This is a genomic window from Streptomyces sp. WM6372 (assembly GCF_001279655.1).
In the GTDB taxonomy this organism is placed as follows: domain Bacteria; phylum Actinomycetota; class Actinomycetes; order Streptomycetales; family Streptomycetaceae; genus Streptomyces.
Map to the genome: position 1 here is coordinate 51654 of NZ_LGDB01000182.1, position 17085 is coordinate 68738.

The following is a 17085-nucleotide window of genomic DNA, read 5'->3' on the forward strand; positions in this document are numbered from 1 at the left end:
GCCGAGGTCGAAGTCTCGGAAGTCCCCGTCGGTGATGTGCGGCCTGACCAGTGACCAGGCGAGCATCGACGCGCGGCAGGGTCATGCGTCAAGCGAGAACGGGGCTCCGTCGGATCCATGGGCCAGCAGTTCGGCGAAGGCGGCCACTGTGGGGGCCTTGAACAGGCTCGGGACGGTCACTCCGATACCCAGCGCCTCACGGATCCGGGCCACCAGGCGGATCGCGTCGAACGAGTTGCCGCCCAGTTGGAAGAAGTCGTCATGGATCCCCATGCCGGGTGCGGCAAGCACGTCGGCGAACAAGGAGCAGAGCAGCACCTCGGTCGTGTCGCGCGGAGCGGCCGTTCTCCCGGTCGGTCGTCGCCGGGGCGCAGGGAGTGCCGCCCGGTCGAGCTTGCCGTTGGCCGTCAGGGGAAGCGCGTCGACGATCACGAAGTGGTCCGGAACCATCTGTGGCGGGAGCCGGAGCTCCGCTTCTCGCCGCACGTCCTGGACATACAGATCCGGAGACGACCAACCCGACCCACGGTGCGCCGCTGCGGCGCTCTCCCCGTCACCGGAGGCCGGCCGCTGCCCGCCGCGGACTGCGTAGAGGGTGACCAGACCGGTCTCCGAGAGCATCGCCAGCCCGTCGACGGTGACCCGGTACCCCCGCTCCTCCAGTTGGCCCCGGATCCAGTCGATCCGGCCCGGGGCGTTGTGCGCTTCGATCACCAGCTGGCGGACCAGGTCCCAGTGCTCCTCACGGAGACCCAGAAGCACCGCGCGTTCGCTCTTCTCCGCATCGATCTTGAGCAGGTCGATCCGTTCCACACCCGTCTCGTCGATGACGTCCGACAGCGTGCGCAGCTCGCAGGTCACGTCGGTGTGTTGCAGCCGCTCTGTGAGCAGACCGTCGAGATCCGCCGCACCGCTCTGCGGAAGGGCATCCTGCATCGGCTGCTCGTTGCGGACGAAGGCCTCCAGGACACCGCGCTCCTCGGCGATGTCACCGAATCGCCCCGACATGATCGAAAGTTGCGGATAGTAGGTGAACGACGCCGTACCCGCCGCTTCGGCGAGGCCACACGGGAACAGCCTGGCGTCTACTCCGTGCAGCCGGGTGTTGAGTTCGAGCATGCGGAACAGCTGCGGAATCGGCTCGAACGAATGGACCACACTGCCGGGCCGGGAGCGGGCCACCGCGAGCGAGAAGAACCCGATGTGCGCGCCCACGTCGAAGACGCAGGCGCCGGTGTCGGGCAGCGTGATCCCGTGCCGCAGATACTCGCCCTCCTCGAAGATCTCGCGGTACAGGAAGTCCGCCTCCGACCGGTTGGACGCGACGACGGCCATGCCGTTCGGCAGGGTTTGCAGGTCCTTCCGGTCGAGGAGCCCCGCCTCTTCAAGGCGGCACAGGTTCCGCAGCGCGGCGGCCTCGTCGGGATCGGGTACGAGGTAGGCGGTCAGCCGCGTCTCGCCGGCCTCGTCGGGCCTCGCGGCCACCACCGCGTCGGCGACCGCGGCGTGCCGGGCCAACGTCGCTTCGATCTCGCCGAGTTCGATGCGCACGCCTCCCACCTTGACCTGGTGATCGTTGCGGCCCAGGTAGTGCAGGACCCCGTCAGGGTCCCGCCGGGCGAGATCCCCGGTTCGGTACATCCGACTGCCTTCGGGGCCGTAGGGGTCGGGGACGAATCGCGCTGCTGTCAGCGCCGGTCGGTTGACGTACCCCCGGGCCAGCTGGACACCCGATATGTAGAGCTCGCCAGCCACCCCGGGCGCGGCCTGGTTCAGTTGCTCGTCCAGAACGTACAGCCGGGTGTTCCGCACCGGGGCACCGATCGGTACCGGGCCGGGTGGGTCGCCGGGGCCACAGCGCCAGTAGGACACATCCACCGTAGCCTCGGTGGGCCCGTAGAGGTTGTGCAGTTCGGCGTTCAGGAGGCGGAGGAACCGTGACCGCAGATCGGCCGAGAGCGCCTCGCCGCTGGCGAACACCCGCCGCAGCGACTCGCATTGGGTCGCCGTCGGCTCTTCGAGGAAGTGTCGCAGCATGGACGGGACGAAGTGCACGGTCGTGATCCGCTCCGCCCGGATCAGCTCGGCGATCCGGGCGGGATCCCGGTGCTCGTCCGGCCCGGCCAGGACGAGGCGCGCACCGACGCACAGCGGCCAGAAGAACTCCCACACGGAGACGTCGAATCCGGCGGGGGTCTTCTGCAGGACGTGGTCGTCGTGGCCCAGCGGATACTCCGCCTGCATCCAGCGCAGGCGGTTGACGATGGCCTCGTGTGACACGGCCACCCCCTTGGGCCGGCCGGTGGATCCCGAGGTGAAGATGACGTAGGCGGTGTTCGACGGGTGCAGCGAGGGCCACCCGGTCTCGTCTGTCTCGGGCGCGCCCTCCTCCGACATCCGCCGGACGTCCTCGCTGTCGAGCATCAGCACGGGCCGTGCGTCCTCGGTCATCTCCCGTACACGCTCGGCGGGCAGCAGCGGATCGACCGGAAGATACGCGGCCCCGGCCTTGTGCACCGCGTAGAGGGCGACCAGGAGTTCCACGGACCGCGGCACCGCGACCGCCACGATCGTTTCGGGCCCCGCCCCCTTGGCCATGAGCAACCGCGCCAGTCGGCCGGCCCTGGCATCCAGCTCGGCGTACGTGAGAGATGCGTCGGCGCCGACGAGCGCGACGGCGTCAGGGGTACGGGCCACCTGGGCCGCAAACAGATCGGGCAGAGTCTCTGCCGCCATGTCGTGAGCCGCTGTGTCGCTCATGACGTCACTTCCCATCGTTGTCGAACTGACCGTCGGACCGGGACAGGCACCGACGAGGCCGAGAAAGATTCGTCGCCCCACGGTGGACCCGCAGGTGCGTATGGCTTGCCGGGGACTCGGCTCTCGCCGTTCCGCGACCGCCACAGCTCGACAGTAGGTCCGCCCGCGCCGACCGACTCATCGTGGGTGCCCGACTCGACGACGCAGCCGGCCTCCAGGACGGCGTCGCGGTCCGCGAGGTCCACGGTCTGCAGCCGGTGGGCAATGCAGACGCCCATGCCGTCCGATCGGACGGAGGACGTTGCCGGCTGCACCTTCCGGACCGTTCCCCGGAGACCGCCCCCAGCCCACTTCCGACGATGTCCCCGGAGCCTTCCCTCTTCTCCCCGCCTCAGACGACGAGCTCCGCCGCCCGCACCGGGAGATCGTAGGTGCGCCTGATGCTGGAAGCGCTCCTGCGCAGGTCGGTTCCGTACACGTGGATGGACACGCTGGTGCGACTGGCCGAGTTCCGGACCTCGTGGATGTCGCCCGGAGGAACGATGAAGTCCACCGCTCCGGCTTCGTTCGCCGTGACGCCGGCGGGGACCAGATAGGGCTGCTCCTCGTCTGCCATCAGGTGGTAGCGGGTTTCCTCCTCGACCCCGAGGTGGACGCCCGTCACGCACCAGGCGAGGTGATCGTGAATGGCGGTCCGCTGCCCCGGCAGCCATACCAGCGCGACGACCGAGAACGTACCGTCGGGCTCCACATGCAGGACGTGCTGCCGGTACGACCGCCGGTCCGGCTCCAGCTGCTCCGGCGTCAGCAGGCCTTCGCTCCGCAGGTGGGAGGCGAGGGCCCGCGCGACGCGCCGACCGGTCTGCTTCGGGTCGTCGGTGCCCCCCGTCCGCACCGCCGCGCGGACGTCGGTGAGGAGCTGGGCCAGTGGCGACGGGGCGGTCCTGTTCTCGGGGTGTCCACTCACGCGGATCGTCCTCTCCTCAGGTCGGCTACGGAAGGGGCGCTGCGGCCGGACGGAAGGCCGCCCGGCGCAGTGCCTCGATGTGCTCGGCCAGCGTCTCGACGGTCGGCGCGTCGACCAGGGCGCGCACCGGGATGTCCAGCTCGAACTCGGCCCGCAGTCGGCTGACAACCCCCAGCAGGGAGAACGAGTCCCCTCCGGCCTCGAAGAAGTTGGTCCGCACGTCCACCTCGGCGACCCCGAGCACCTCCGCCCAGGCCGCCGCGACGGTGCGCTCCGTCTCCGTGCTCGGCGGCGTCACGGCCGTCGGAAGCACGGGAATCGGCTCGGGTCGGGGCAGCCGCTGGCGGTCCACCTTGCCGGTCGGGGAGAGCGGCATGGCCTCGAGCCACATGAACACGGCCGGCTGCATGACGATGGGCAGCTTCGGGGCGAGGTGGGCACGGAGCGCGGCCTCGTCGAGCCCGCTGCCCGGTGTCCTGACCAGGTGGGCGACCAGCCGCTGGTCGGGCTCCAGGACCACCACGGCGTTCGCCACCTCCGGGTGGCCGCGCAGCACCGATTCGATTTCCTCCAGCTCGACCCGCACACCGCGGATCTTGACCTGATTGTCGACCCGGCCCAGGAACTCCATCTCCCCATTGGGCAGGCGGCGCACCAGGTCACCCGTCCGATAGAGGCGTCGGTCGGGCCGGGCCGGGTCCGGGGCGAACCGGTCGGCGGTCAGGGCCGGCTGGTTGCGGTAGCCGCGAGCGACGCCGTCACCACCGATCCAGAGCTCGCCGGGCACGCCGATGGGCTGCAGGTTCCCCCAGCGGTCGACCACCGCGCAGGAGGCGTTGGCGATCAACTCACCCAGCGGCATGGAGCTGCGCTCCAGCGGCTCGTCGCCCATCCGGCCGACCAGGGCCGCGCCCGCTGTCTCCGTCGGCCCGTACTCGTTCCAGATCTCGCACCCGGCGGAGACGACCGCACGGGTCCGCGCCACCAGGTCGGCGTCCAGGTTCTCGCCGCCCATGGACACGTGCCGCAGCGTCGGCATGTCGAGGCCGGCGTCGGTGATGCCCCGCATTTGAGTCGGTGTCAGGTACAGCATGTGGATCGACTGCTCGTTGATGAACCGGGCGGTGGCCCGGCCGTCGGCCTTGACCTCACGGGGCAGCATGACCAGGCAGGCGCCCGCGGTCAGCGCGTGGAACATTTGCTCGACAGACCAGTCGAAGTGGTAGGAGAGGTTGTGCACCACCCGGGTGCCGGGCCCGATCGGGCGGATGTCCTGGGCCCACTGGATCCACGGGGTGATCGCGGTGTGCGGCAGGCCGACGCCCTTGGGCCGGCCGGTGGTCCCCGAGGTGTACATCAGGTACACCAGCTGCGAGGGGTGCAGCGCCGACCCCGGGGCGCCGCCCCGCGCGCCGTCCTGCGCGGTGCTCACCACGTCCACGCTCTCCAAGACGGCCGTCGGCAGCTGGTCCCGCAGCTCCGGGGTGGTGACCAGGATCTTCATCCCGCTGTCCGCGACGGCGTAGGACATCCGGTCGACGGGTGCGAGCGGATCGATCGGCACGTAGGCGGCACCGGACTTCAGGATGCCGAGAATGCCGACGATGAGGTCCACCGAAGGGTCCGCGCACAGGCCGACCAGATCGTCCGTGCCGATGCCGCGCGCCGTCAGCTCGTCGGCCAACCGAGAGGCCCTGCCGTCGAGTTCGTGGTAGCTGACCCGCTCGTCGCCGCTCTCCACCGCGTCCGCGTCCGGGGTCCTGAGCGCCTGAGCCTCGAACAGCCGGTGCAGGAAGAGGTCCGTGGGGTAAGGGCCGCAGCCGGCGGTGGACCACTCCTTGAGCTGACGACGCTCCTCCTCGGGAAGGATGGTGAGCTCGGAGAGGCGCTTGGCGGGAGCGGCCACCGCGTCGGCCGCGAGCACGGCCAGGTGGTCGAGGATGCGCCAGGCCTTGTCCTCGAGGAACAGGTCGGTGTTGTAGTCGACCGCGAGCCGGTACGTGAATTCGGTCTCGACGACTCGGAACACCAGGTCGAACTTGACCGCCTTCAGGCTCAGGCCCAACTCGACGTCGCTGACGGTGATCCCGGCCAGCTCCGGCGCCGGGACCTCGTGCTGGTACGCCAACATGACCCGGAACGGCCCCTGCCGGGAGGAACGGTCGGTCGAGACCGCGTTGGCCACCCGCTCATAGGGGACGTCCTGGTGGGCGAAGGCCTCCAGGATCCTGCCCCGGACCCGGCCGAGCAGCTCGGCCAGCGTCGGGTCGCCGGACAGGTCGCTGCGCACGGCAAGGGTGTTGAGGAAGCACCCGATCATGGACTCGAGCTCCGGCAGATCCCGGTTGGCGCTGGGGATGCCGACCACGATGTCCGTCTGACCGCTGTACCGGCTGAGCAGCACGTTGAGCAGCGTGAACATGGTCATGAACGGAGTGGCGTTGTGCTCCCTGGACAGCTCGCGGATCCTACGCGACACCGCTCGGGGCAGCTCGATGTCCACCGACGCCCCGTGGCTCGTGGTGGTCTCCCGGGGCGGCAGATCGGTCGGAAGGTCCAGCACGGGCAGCGGACCGCGCAGCCGGTCCTTCCAGTAGTCCAGTTGGCGTTCAAGCGTGGTCCCGGTGACCGTGCGCCGCTGCCAGGCGGCGTAGTCGGCGTACTGCACCGGCGGCTTCACGGCCGCCGGGATCCCGCCGTCGTCGGCGGCGGCGTAAAGCTCCAGCAGCTCGGCCATGGCGAGTTCGAAGGAGTACACGTCGGTGATGATGTGGTGCAGGTTGATGAGCAGCACGTGCCAGTCCTCGTCCAGCCGGTACAGCTCGACCCGGAGCAGCGGCCCCCGCTCCACGTCGAACGGCCGCTGGGCGGAGTCGAGGAGCAGACCGGCCAGAACCTGCTCCTGCTTCTCCTCCGGCTCGTCCCGGAGGTCGACCACGGTCAGCGGCAATTCGGCCTTGGCCTGAATCACCTGCTCGGGGATGCCGTCGACCGCCTTGATGGTGGTGCGGAAGACCTCGTGCCGGTCGACCAGCTCCTGGACGGCCTGCCCCAGGGCCGTGATGTCGAGCGGGCCCACCAGCTCGTTCGCCACCGGGATGTTGTAGCGGGAGCCCGGCCCCTGGATGTGCTCGTCGACCCACAGCCGCTGCTGGGTGAACGAGGTGGGCGCGTGGAAAACCTCGCCCGAGCGCCCCTCGAACGGCTCGATGGTCTGTTCCGCCCCGGGCTCCGTCTCCCGCATCGCCTCGATGGCCGCGGTCAGCTCGACGAGGGTCTGTGCATCGAAGAGCACGCTGAGCGGAATCCGGATGCCCAGCTCCTCGCGCAGCCGGCTGATCGCTCTGGCACCTTGCAGTGAATTTCCGCCCAGCGCGAAGAAATTGGCGTCAGGACCGGATATCTCGGTGTGCAGGACAGCCGTCCACACATCCGAGACGACGTCCATCACGGACCGCTGCGACATGTCGTTCCACCTAAATCCGTCAATCGAGAGGATGGTTGTTTCGAAGGGCTTCGGGTCAGTGACCGTTCTGCCAGGGCACGGCAGCGAGCCGCCCGGCGATCTCGGCGAGCACGGCCGGACGGGCGGAGTGCAGGAAGAAGTGGCCGCCGGGAAACATCCGCAGGTCGAAGCCGCCGGCCGTGAGCTCGCCCCAGCGCGGCATCGCCGCAATGCCCGCGGGATCGTCCTCGGTCCCGCCGAACGCCGTGACCGGGCAGGTCAGCAGCGGCCCGCCGGTGAACCGGTAGGTCTCGACCACCGCGAGGTCGGCCCGGATCACCGGGAGCATCAGGCGCATCAGTTCCGGGTCCGCCAGAACCGCTTCCGGTGTCGCGGACCAGGAGCGCAGTTTCCCGATCAGCTCCTCGTCCGGACCGGCGTGGTGTGCGGTCTCCGCCCGGGCTTGGGGCGGTACGCACCCCGAGACGAACAGCCGGGTGGGTGAGCCGATCTCCATCCGCTGCAGGGTGCGGGTGAGGCTCCAGGCCACCAAGGCGCCCATACTATGTCCGAAGAATGCGAACGGACGGTCCAGGTGCGGAATGACCGAGGGCACCAGGGCGTTGAGCAGCGCACCCATCCGGTCGAACGGCGGATCGACGAACTGGTCTTCTCTGCCCGGAAGTTGTACCGACCACGGCTCGATTTCGGCGGGCAGGCCGGCGGCCCAGTCGCGGAACACCGAGGCACCGCCGCCGGCGTACGGGAAGCAGAACAGCCGCGTGGCCGCCTGAGGCCGCTCGGCGAGCGGCCTGACCGTCACCCTCATCGGCCGGTCCCGCCCGCCATCTCCCGGCGCAGGGTCAGCGGACGCATGTCCGTCCACACCTCATCGACGTGCGCGAGACAGGCCTCCTTCGAGCCCCGCTCGCCCGTCTCCCGCCAGCCGGCGGGCAGCTCGCGGCCCTGCGGCCAGATGGAGTACTGCTCCTCGGAGTTGATCACCACGACATAGCCGTCGTCGTCACGCTGTCCGTCCATGGGTCCTTCCTTTCGGTGAGATGGCGGAATACGGGCTCAGGCGTTCGGCGTCCCAGGCCGGGAGGCTCGCAGCGCCCCCAGCCGGCGACGGCCGGCGGGTACGGTCCGCGCCGCCCGCCGGGCCCGCGCCAGCGGCTCCGCAAGGGCGGCCAGCGAGACCGTCGCGTCCTCGACGACCGTCCGCAGGACGGCCAGAAAGGCCGACCGGACCTCCTCGGCCTCGGACTTCGCCAGCCGCCGGGAGTTGTAGTTGAGCCGCAGACTGAGCCGGTCGCCGTCCGGCTTGCCGAACAGGCAGAGGTCGAGCTGCGAGGTCTGCCGGGCTGGGGGCAGGAAGTCCGCGAACTGGAAGGAGGTCGAGAAGACCGGGTTCCGGCCGGGCCGGGATACCACATCGAGCTTCTCGAGCAGCAAGGTGAACGGATAACGGCTGTGCGCATAGGCGCCGACACTCACGGCCCTGGTCCGGCGCACGACCTCCTCGAAGGTGTCCGCACCCGACATCCGCACCCGGACGGAGAGCGGGTTGACGAAACTGCCGAACACGCCGTCCAGCTCCTTGGTGTCCCGGCCGGAGAACGGGACGCAGACCACGATGTCGTCGTCGGCGCTGATGTCTCGCAACGCGACCGCGTAGGCGCTGAGCAACAGGATGTGCGGCGTGACGCGCAGCTTCTTGACCAGTGCCGCCAGCCCTGCGGCCGTGTCGGCCTCGACGTCGAACTCCAGCATCTCGTTCACCACCGCATCGGTGGGCGCATCGAAGTCCCCGATGCGCAGCCGCGGCAGCGGGGCGGCCAGCTGGTCGAGCCAGTACTCCTCCATGGCCTTGCTCTGGTCGCTCGCCAGCCACTCCCGCCGACCCCGCACGAAGGCGTCGTAGGTCGTCGGGAGTGGGGGCAGCTCCGGCTCTCCATCTGCGGCGAAAGCCCGGTAGCAGAGCAGCAGTTCGCGTATGAAGATGCCCATACTGGTGCCGTCCGTGATGATGTGGTGCGCGTTCACGTAGAGGCAGTGGTGGTCGGCAGCCAACTTGAACACCTTGAGCCGCACCGGCGGGGTGGCGAGTTCGTCGAAGGGGGTCGCGTTCTCGGCCCGGACGAGCCGATTCAGTTCGGCCGTCGGATCAGCCGTGCCGGTCAGGTCGACGAGCGGCACGTCCAGCTCGAAATCAGGCAGGACACGCTGGCGCGGACCCTCTGGAGTGTCCCGGAAGGACAGCCGCAGCGCTTGATGCCGCTCCATCAGGAAGGCTGCGGCACGGCGGACGGCGTCGATGTCCACCGCCTCGTACAAGTGCTGCCAGTACGGAAGGTTGGCTTCCGCCCGGCTCTCGTCCAGCTGATGCTGGAGCCACAAGCCGCTTTGACCGTTCCACAGTTCGAACCAGGCCCTATCACCCTCGAAATCGCAGGGGTCTTCCACTTGGCCAGCCAATCTTCAAATCAACGACTTACAAAATGCCCGGACCGACGAGACCAATTCAGAGAGACCTTCTTTCGATTCCCATCGCTCTGTCAAGATTCCCATTTACCCGTATTTCACTGGACGGGCCGGACGTGCACATCCGCCCCAGAACGGCGCTCGCGGCCTGGACCAGCCCGTCCGCCACCCGCCACCGCCCCTCGAAGAAGACCGGGCCGGCCTTGTCGGCCGTCGACTCCGAAGCCAACAGCCGGGCGGTGAAGGTCCCGTTCTCCGGGTCGAGGACGACTTCGGCGTCGACGAAGTCGAGCACGACCCCGCCCAGGGGGTACCACGCCTTGTAAACGCTCTCCTTGACGGCGAAGAGCAACGTGTCCCAGTGCACCTCCGCGTCCCGGCGGAGGAGCTCCGCGAGGTGGCGCCGTTCGGCTTCCGACGTGATCAGGCGCAGGCCCCCGTCGGGCAGCGGCTGGTGGACCTCCGCGTCGATGCCGAGGGAGCGGAATGCCCCGGTCCGGGCGACCACGGCCGCCCGGTAGCCCGAGCAGTGGGTCATGCTGCCGACCGCGCCGGACGGCCACTGCGGTGCCCCCGCCGCGCCGCGGAGGATCGGGGCCGGGGGGATGCCAAGCCGACCGAGAGCGGTTCGGGCACAGTGCCTGACGGTGGCGAACTCGCGGCGCCTGGCGACCGGTGACCGGGCAACCGCCTCGGCCTCCCCCGGCTGCAGCGAGGCGTCGGGCAGGTCACCGTACGCCTCCTCGACCTCAACACCGGGCGGCAGGAGGGTAATCACGAGGCGGCCCCGTCGCGTTCGGCCATCCCGGCTTCCACCGCTTCCACTCGCTCGTGGATCCGCTGCGGGGAGATCTTGACCCCGGAGGCGCCCCGCACGGCGCCGGCCGGCCGGGCCGCCACCAAGGGGGCGTCGGCGTCACGCTCTACGAGGGAAGGCTGCACGGCTCTTCCTTCTCCCCGGTGGCCAGCAGGTTGGTGAGCTGGACCTTCACAGCAGGCGCGTGGAACAGCTCCGCCGCCGTCACGTCGACCCGGTGCACCACCCCGGAGCCCGACCAGTCGAGCGCCTTGCTCAGCAGGACGTGGGTGGGAGCCGGCGGGGCCTCCGGGGGCACCGCCGCGGTCAGAGTGAAGCTGAGCCAGGCCCGTTGCCCCTTGGTCAGTTCGACCAGGATCTCCTCGTCGAGCCCGGGCGAGCAGCCGACGATCACCGAGAGCAGGAAGGAGCCGGCCAGGGTGAGCGCGTCACCGGACGGCAGGCCGGTGATCGATGGCACCTCGGCGGACTCGTCCATGGCCAGGGCGAGGTCGTCCAGCAGTTCCTGAGGAGCCTTGGGATCGGCCGGTGCCGGGTCGAGCACGATGAGCGGGACGTCCGGCCCCGGCAGCGCCTCCACCAGCGCCGAGGCCAGGCCGACGGCCGAACAGTAGGCCAGCACCGCGACCGGGAGCGGCCCGGCGGCGGTGATCCGCTCGGCCCAGTGGGCGGCCTGCTCAGCCGTCCCGACGACTCGGTCGGCGAGGCCGGGGTAGTGCAAGGGGTCGATCCTGAGGGTCCGCTCCTGCCAACCGTCGGGCAGGATGCCGCCGAAGGTCCTGCGGGGCACCTCGTTCCCGAACTCCAGTATCACGAGTGGCCGTTGGTCCTGCATCACTGTGCACTCCTGACGGCTTCGTCGACCTCGGCGGAGAAGTCCGCGAGGACCGGATGGTTGAAGATGGCCTGCAGCCCGATCTTGACGCCGAACTGCTCACGCGTCCGGGACACCGCCCGGGCGGCGATCAGGGAGTGCCCACCGATCTCGAAGAAGCTGTCCCCGGAGCGGGGGAGGTTCCCGGTCAGCTCAGACCAGATCTCGGCGATCCGCGCCTCGGTGGCGCCGAGGGCGGAGGGCTCGGCCGCGGCTGCGACCGGAGTGTCCGGCAGGGCCGTCCGGTCGATCTTGCCGTTGGGCGTCAGCGGCATCGCGACGAGCCGGTGCAACCCGGTGGGGAGCATGTACGCGGGCAGCCGACCGGTCAGTGCGGCGCGGATGTCGCCCGGCTCGGCCTCGCCGCAGAAGAAGGCGCGCAGCGATCCGCCGTCATGGTCCGGCACGTGGACGACGGCCGCCTGGTCCACTCCGGGAACAGCCAGGATCTCCTGTTCGACCTCGGTCGGCTCCACCCGGTGACCGCGGATGCTGACCTGGGCGTCCCGCCGCTCGATGAACTCCAGCTCGCCGTCGGCCGTCCGGCGACAGAGGTCGCCGGAGGAGTACCAGCGGTTCTCGTCCTGGTCGGCGACGAACTTGCGGCCGGTGAGCTCCGGGTCGCCCCGGTAGCCGAAGGCCAGGACATCGCCTCCGATCAGCAGTTCCCCGGGCACACCGGGCTCGGTGACCTCGGCCCCGTCGGCATCCACCAGCCGGACCTTCGCGCCGGCGATGGGACGTCCGATCACCGGCGCGCCCTCGGTGCGGCAGTGGCGCAGGTCCCCGCTGGCAGTGGTCACCACGGTGGCCTCGGTCGGCCCGTAGTGGTTGAAGACCGCGGCGGGGAAGCCGGCCGGCGGGCTCACCCGAAGACGGTCCCCGCCGGTCAGCAGGACGGCCAGGCCGACGGGCGGGACCGGGAGGGCGAACAGTTGCTCGGCGAGCGGGGTGCTCAGGAAGCAGTGCGTGATGGCGCTCCGCTCGATGAACTCGGCGATCACCCCGCTGTCGACGATCAGCCGCTCGGTCGGCAGCACCAGCGTCGCCCCGCTGGCGAGCGCCGCCCAGACCTCCCAGACCGTGGCGTCGAACCCCAGCCCGGCGAAGGCTCCGACCCGCACCCCGGGCCGGGTGCCGTAGGTCTCCCCGTGCCAGGACACCAGGTTCGCCAGGCCCGCGTGGCCGACCTCGACGCCCTTGGGCGTACCGGTCGAACCGGAGGTGTAGATGACGTAGGCCAGCGGGGCCGGCGACACCGGCGCCGGGGCCGCGCCGGTGCTGTCGAGTACCGGAACACCCGCGGGCACCCGTCCGGCGAGCCCCTCCTGCGCGAGCACGGCCACCGGCCGGGCGTCGTGCAGGATCGCCTCCAGCCGGCCGTCCGGCAGCGCCGGGTCGAGCGGCAGGTACGCGGCACCCGCGAGCCAGCTTCCGAGCTGCGCCACGATGCCCTCGATGCCGCGCTCGAAGAGCAGACCGACGAGGCAACCGCTCGGGTGGCCCTCGGCCTGCCGTATGCGTCCGGCCACCGCGGCAGCCGCGTCCCAGAACTGACGGTAGGTGAGCTTCTGCTCGCCGCACTCGATCGCAACCACGTCCGGATGCGCGTCGACGATCGCGCCGAGCATCCGGACCACCGTCCGTTCGTTCACGATGCCCTGCATCAAAGACCACTCCTATCCCCGGCAAGCAGTTCCACGTCCCTGTCGACCCGGTGATCCTGGTGGGTGAGGAACTGGCGGACGTGATGCTGCGACACCCGCTCCCCACCGATGAGCAGTGGGCCCCATCCCTCCATGGCGCCCGGGCCGACGCCCGCCGCGTGGAGGTCGACGGCGAGTTCTTCACTCGCCAGATGCAGCTCCCGGTAGGTCACCTTGACGTCGCCCTGCCGCAGCGCGGTCCGCTCGGGGTGCCGCAGGGCGGGCTGGCTCACCGCCTCGTGGATCAGCCCGCGCTCCGCCGACTCCGGGGAGCCGCTCGTCACTCGTGTCATCCCAACTCTCCTTTCAGGGATGTGCGGTCGGCCGTCAAGAGGCCGTGCCGCGCACGGCCAGGCGTTCCAGGATCGTGATGCCGAAGTGCTGCCTCGTCACCGGCGGCCCGTCGAGGGCGAGATCCGCCCACCGGCTAGCGAGGCGCTCCAGAACGATCTCGGACTCCATCCGCGCCAGCCCCGCCCCCAGGCAGTAGTGCGCGCCGAAGCCGAAGGTGAGGTGCCGCCTGATCTCGCGGTCGTGGTCCAGAAGGTCCGGGTCGACGAAGACGGCCGGGTCGCGGTTGGCCACGCCGAGCATCAACAGGACGAGATCCCCCTCCGCGATCAGGTGACCGCCCACCTCCACCGGCGCGGTAGCCACTCGGGCCACCTGCGGGACGGAGGTGTCGAATCGGAGCAGTTCGTCGACCGCCGAGCCCGGTTCACCGCTCCGCAGGTCAGCCCAGGCATCGGCGTGCAGCGCGGCCCGAACTGCCTTGCCGATGAAGGTCGAGGTGGTCTCGAACCCGGCGTAGATCAGCAGGCTCGCTGTGGCCGAGATGTCGGAGGTCTCGATGACGCCCTCCTGGAGGGCGTTCCGCAGCAGCCAGAGCCCGGTGCCCTCGCGGACCTCCGAGCGCAGGGCCTCGTCCACCACGTCCGCGATTTCCCGCAAAGCGCGATTTCCCCTGGTCCTGACCTCCGGCAGGTAGTCCGCCATGAGCAGCGCCGCGATGTCGGGAGACCAGTGGTGCAGCCGGGGCGCCACCTCCCCGGGCAGGCCCAGGAGCCGGCAGATGACCCGGCTGGAGAGCGGCACGGCGAGTTCCGACATCACCTCCAGCCCGTCCGTCCGCCCCGCCAGGAGCTCGTCGACCAGTTCTTCGACAACGGGACGCATCGCGGCGAGCCGGTCGGCCGCGAAGAGCGGCGCGACGACCCGGCGGGCCGCCGCGTGCTCGGGGTCGTCGTTGAACATGAACCACCTGCGCACGACCTCTGCGGCCCGCTCCCCGCCCTCTCCCTCCCGGTGCAGGGTGGTGGTGCCCCGCTGCGGCCAAGCAGCCGACAGGGCGGGGTGCCGCAGCAGGGCCGTCGTCTCGCGGAACCCGGAGACGATCCACACCTCCAGGTCCTCGTCCCAGCGGACCGGCTCCTCCTCCCGCAGCGGAAGGTAGTCCGCGCAGGGGTCGGCCGCCGGACGGTCGTCGTCTCGGTAGGGGCAGCGCGCGGCCTGTCTCACGGTCACTTGGCACTCTCCGGGTTCTGGTCGACCCGGCGCGGCGGGGCGTACTCGGTCGCGTCCAGCGCGGACGGCTCAAGGTTGCGGATGACCGATATCTCGCTACAGGTCACCGGTGCGACGGCCGGACTCAACACGGCTCCCCCTTCGTACAGACCGCCGCGACGGCGGCCACGAGCTCACGCTCGGCGGAGTGCAGGAAGAAGTGGTCGCCGCGGATTTCCTCTGCTTGGAAGGGACCATCCGTGTAGTCCGCCCACGCCTCGACCGAAGACAGGTCCGCCTCGTCGTCCGTGTCCCCGTAGAAGGCCACGACCGGGCAGCCGACCGTACCTGGGGTGCCGGTGCCGTACTCGCCGAGGATCCGGTAGTCGGCGCGGATGACGGGGAGGTAGATCTCCATCAGCTCCTCGTTCTCCAGCAGCTCCTTCGGAGTCCCGCCCACCGCGGCCAGTCGCTCGATGAGTTCGGCGTCGGAGAGTCGGTGGCTGTCCGCGTCGGCGGCCGGCAGCCGGGGTGCGCGGCTGGCCGAGACCAGCAGCGCCGACGGCTCCGGAGCACCCTTGGAGCGGAGCAACTTGGTCAGCTCGAAGGCGATCACAGCACCGTAGCTGTGGCCGAACAGCACGTACGGCGAGCCCGGGTCGAGCTGCTGGTACAGGTCCGCGAGCAGGGCTGCCAGCTCGTCGATCGGCTCCTCCACGCAGCGTGAGCCCCGGCCGGGGAGCTCCAGCGGCACGACGGTGACGCTGTCCGGCAGGTGGCGCTGCCACGGGTCGTAGACGCGTGCCGAGCACCCGGCGTAGGGAATGCAGTAGAGATTCACTTGGGCATCTCCGTACGGAGGATGTAGTCGGTCAGTGAGGCGACGGTCGGGTACCGGAAGATCTCCTTGATCGGCACCCGGATGTCGAGGCCGTCGGCGAGCCGCTTCTGAAGCACCGTCAGAAGGATCGAATTCCCGCCGGCGTCGAAAAAGTTGGTGTCCTCGTCGACGGAGTCCGCGGCGAGTGTCTGCCGCCACGCCTCGGCAACGCGTGCCCGGACGTCCCCCGAGGGCGCTGCGGCGGGCGCTTCTGCGGCCTGCACCACCTGGTCGCCGGCAGCCAGGCCGGCCGCCAGCCCGATCCGGTCCACCTTTCCTGTGGTGGTGCGGGGCAGCGCGGACAGGGCAGTGATCCTGGCGGGGTGGTGGCTCGACGGCAGCCGGTCCTTCAACCAGCCCTGGAGGTCCGCCTCGGCGCGCAGTACCACGAAGGCCACCAGCGCCGCGGTGTCGGGCCGGTCGGCGTCCTGGACCAGCACAACGGCCTGTGAGACCTCCGGGTGCTCCTCCAGGACGGCCTCCACCTCGCCCAGCTCGATCCGGTGTCCGCGCAGCTTGACCTGGCTGTCCAGACGGCCGAGGAACTCCAGTGCGCCGTCCGGCCTCCGTCCGACCCGGTCCCCGGTGCGGTAGACGCGGCGGCGGCCGTCGGGGGTGTCGCCGTACAGGAAACGCTCAGCTGTCAGCTCCTCCCGGTTGAGGTAGCCGTGCGCCAGCCCCTCCCCGTAGAGCAGGAGTTCACCGCTCTCCTCGGTGAGGAGGCCCACCCCGGCCACCGGCTCGCCGAGCGAGATCCGCTCGGCGGAGTCCACCCGCGCCGCCGTGGCCCAGAGGACTCCCTCGGTCGGGCCGTACACGTTCCAGAGTTCACCGCACCGGGGCAGCAGCTCCCGGGCGAGGCTCGGGGTGAGCGTCTCTCCGCCGGTCCACAGTCGGCTACCGGGCGCACCCTTCCAGCCGGAGGCCGTCAGCATCCGCCAGAAACTGGGGGTGGCCTGGACGATGTCCGGCGCGGCCCCCGCCACCAGCTCCGCGAAGGTGAGCGGATCCGCCCGGATCTCCTCCGGGACCACCGTGAAAAAGGCCCCCACGGTCAGCGGAAGGATCAGCTCCACCAGCGAGATGTCGAATGACAGCGCGGCCATCGCCAGCACGCTCTCGCCGGCCGCCAGCCCCGGCCGCTCAGCCAGGGCGGCGAGGCGGTCGATCAGGGCCTCGTGGCCCACCATCACGCCCTTGGGCTGCCCGGTCGAGCCGGAGGTGTACAGAATGTAGGCGATCTCACCCAGGTCCGGTTCCCTCGGCGGCGACGGAAGTCCGTTCCTCTCCAGGGCGAACTCGCCCTCGGCCAGCTCGCTCAGCAGCAGAGCAGGGCGGGCGTCGTCGAGGACCCGGGCCCGCCTGGCCGGTGGACTCTGCCGGTCGAGCGGCAGCACGGCGCAGCCGGCGGCATTCGCGGCGAGGATGCCGATGGCCCCACTGAACCGGCTGGACGCGTCGAGCGCCACGACGGAGCCCGGCCGGACCTTCGCCGCTATCCGCGCGCCGAGGTCTCCGGCCAGCACGGCGATGTCACGATAGGTGTAGGTGCGTGCCGTCCGCGCTGCCACGGCCTCGGGCGTCCGCTCCACCTGAGCCTGGACGACATTCCACACTGTCTCCACGCGAGCCCCCTAGGTTCGAAAAGA

General features: G+C 70.3%; 14 protein-coding genes and 1 pseudogene. All 15 read right to left on the reverse strand.

Features of this window, described 5'->3' with window-relative positions:
• Positions 1-81 precede the first annotated feature (81 nt).
• Positions 82-2736: pseudogene (locus ADK52_RS17425) on the reverse strand (amino acid adenylation domain-containing protein); the annotation flags it as partial.
• 415 nt (positions 2737-3151) lie between these two features.
• Positions 3152-3727, reverse strand: coding sequence for a cysteine dioxygenase family protein (locus tag ADK52_RS17430; protein ID WP_234343921.1), 576 nt, complete (start codon positions 3725-3727; stop codon positions 3152-3154).
• A 25-nt stretch (positions 3728-3752) separates the two neighbouring features.
• The gene (locus ADK52_RS17435) at positions 3753-7193 is read right to left on the reverse strand and encodes a non-ribosomal peptide synthetase (protein ID WP_053690739.1); all 3441 of its coding nucleotides are present in this window, start codon (positions 7191-7193) and stop codon (positions 3753-3755) included.
• A 55-nt stretch (positions 7194-7248) separates the two neighbouring features.
• The gene (locus tag ADK52_RS17440; protein ID WP_063783868.1) at positions 7249-8001 is read right to left on the reverse strand and encodes a thioesterase II family protein; all 753 of its coding nucleotides are present in this window, start codon (positions 7999-8001) and stop codon (positions 7249-7251) included.
• A complete protein-coding gene (locus ADK52_RS17445) occupies positions 7998-8213 on the reverse strand; it encodes an MbtH family protein (protein ID WP_053690741.1) in 216 nt (71 codons plus the stop codon). Before ADK52_RS17445 ends, ADK52_RS17440 begins: the two co-directional genes overlap by 4 nt.
• A 36-nt stretch (positions 8214-8249) precedes the next feature.
• Positions 8250-9572: a condensation domain-containing protein gene (locus ADK52_RS17450; protein WP_053690742.1), complete on the reverse strand. Its 1323-nt coding sequence runs from the start codon at positions 9570-9572 to the stop codon at positions 8250-8252.
• A 124-nt stretch (positions 9573-9696) separates the two neighbouring features.
• Positions 9697-10434, reverse strand: coding sequence for a 4'-phosphopantetheinyl transferase family protein (locus ADK52_RS17455; protein ID WP_053690743.1), 738 nt, complete (start codon positions 10432-10434; stop codon positions 9697-9699).
• Positions 10431-10598 carry a hypothetical protein gene (locus ADK52_RS42390; protein WP_159045965.1) on the reverse strand — a complete coding sequence of 56 codons (168 nt, stop codon included), beginning with the start codon at positions 10596-10598 and terminating at the stop codon, positions 10431-10433. Before ADK52_RS42390 ends, ADK52_RS17455 begins: the two co-directional genes overlap by 4 nt.
• Entirely contained in the window at positions 10580-11308 is a 729-nt protein-coding gene (locus ADK52_RS17460) for a hypothetical protein (protein WP_053690744.1), read from the reverse strand. Before ADK52_RS17460 ends, ADK52_RS42390 begins: the two co-directional genes overlap by 19 nt.
• Positions 11308-13014 (reverse strand): non-ribosomal peptide synthetase, encoded by a 1707-nt coding sequence (locus tag ADK52_RS17465; RefSeq protein WP_053690745.1) that lies wholly within the window; start codon positions 13012-13014, stop codon positions 11308-11310. Before ADK52_RS17465 ends, ADK52_RS17460 begins: the two co-directional genes overlap by 1 nt.
• Entirely contained in the window at positions 13014-13346 is a 333-nt protein-coding gene (locus tag ADK52_RS17470; protein ID WP_119097180.1) for a hypothetical protein, read from the reverse strand. Before ADK52_RS17470 ends, ADK52_RS17465 begins: the two co-directional genes overlap by 1 nt.
• 34 nt (positions 13347-13380) lie before the next feature.
• A complete protein-coding gene (locus ADK52_RS17475; protein WP_234343924.1) occupies positions 13381-14577 on the reverse strand; it encodes a cytochrome P450 in 1197 nt (398 codons plus the stop codon).
• Positions 14574-14708, reverse strand: a complete 135-nt coding sequence (locus ADK52_RS44500; RefSeq protein WP_267887271.1) for a hypothetical protein — start codon at positions 14706-14708, stop codon at positions 14574-14576. Before ADK52_RS44500 ends, ADK52_RS17475 begins: the two co-directional genes overlap by 4 nt.
• Positions 14702-15397 carry a thioesterase II family protein gene (locus ADK52_RS17480; protein ID WP_053690747.1) on the reverse strand — a complete coding sequence of 232 codons (696 nt, stop codon included), beginning with the start codon at positions 15395-15397 and terminating at the stop codon, positions 14702-14704. Before ADK52_RS17480 ends, ADK52_RS44500 begins: the two co-directional genes overlap by 7 nt.
• The gene (locus tag ADK52_RS17485; RefSeq protein WP_078988405.1) at positions 15394-17061 is read right to left on the reverse strand and encodes a non-ribosomal peptide synthetase; all 1668 of its coding nucleotides are present in this window, start codon (positions 17059-17061) and stop codon (positions 15394-15396) included. Before ADK52_RS17485 ends, ADK52_RS17480 begins: the two co-directional genes overlap by 4 nt.
• Positions 17062-17085 lie beyond the last annotated feature (24 nt).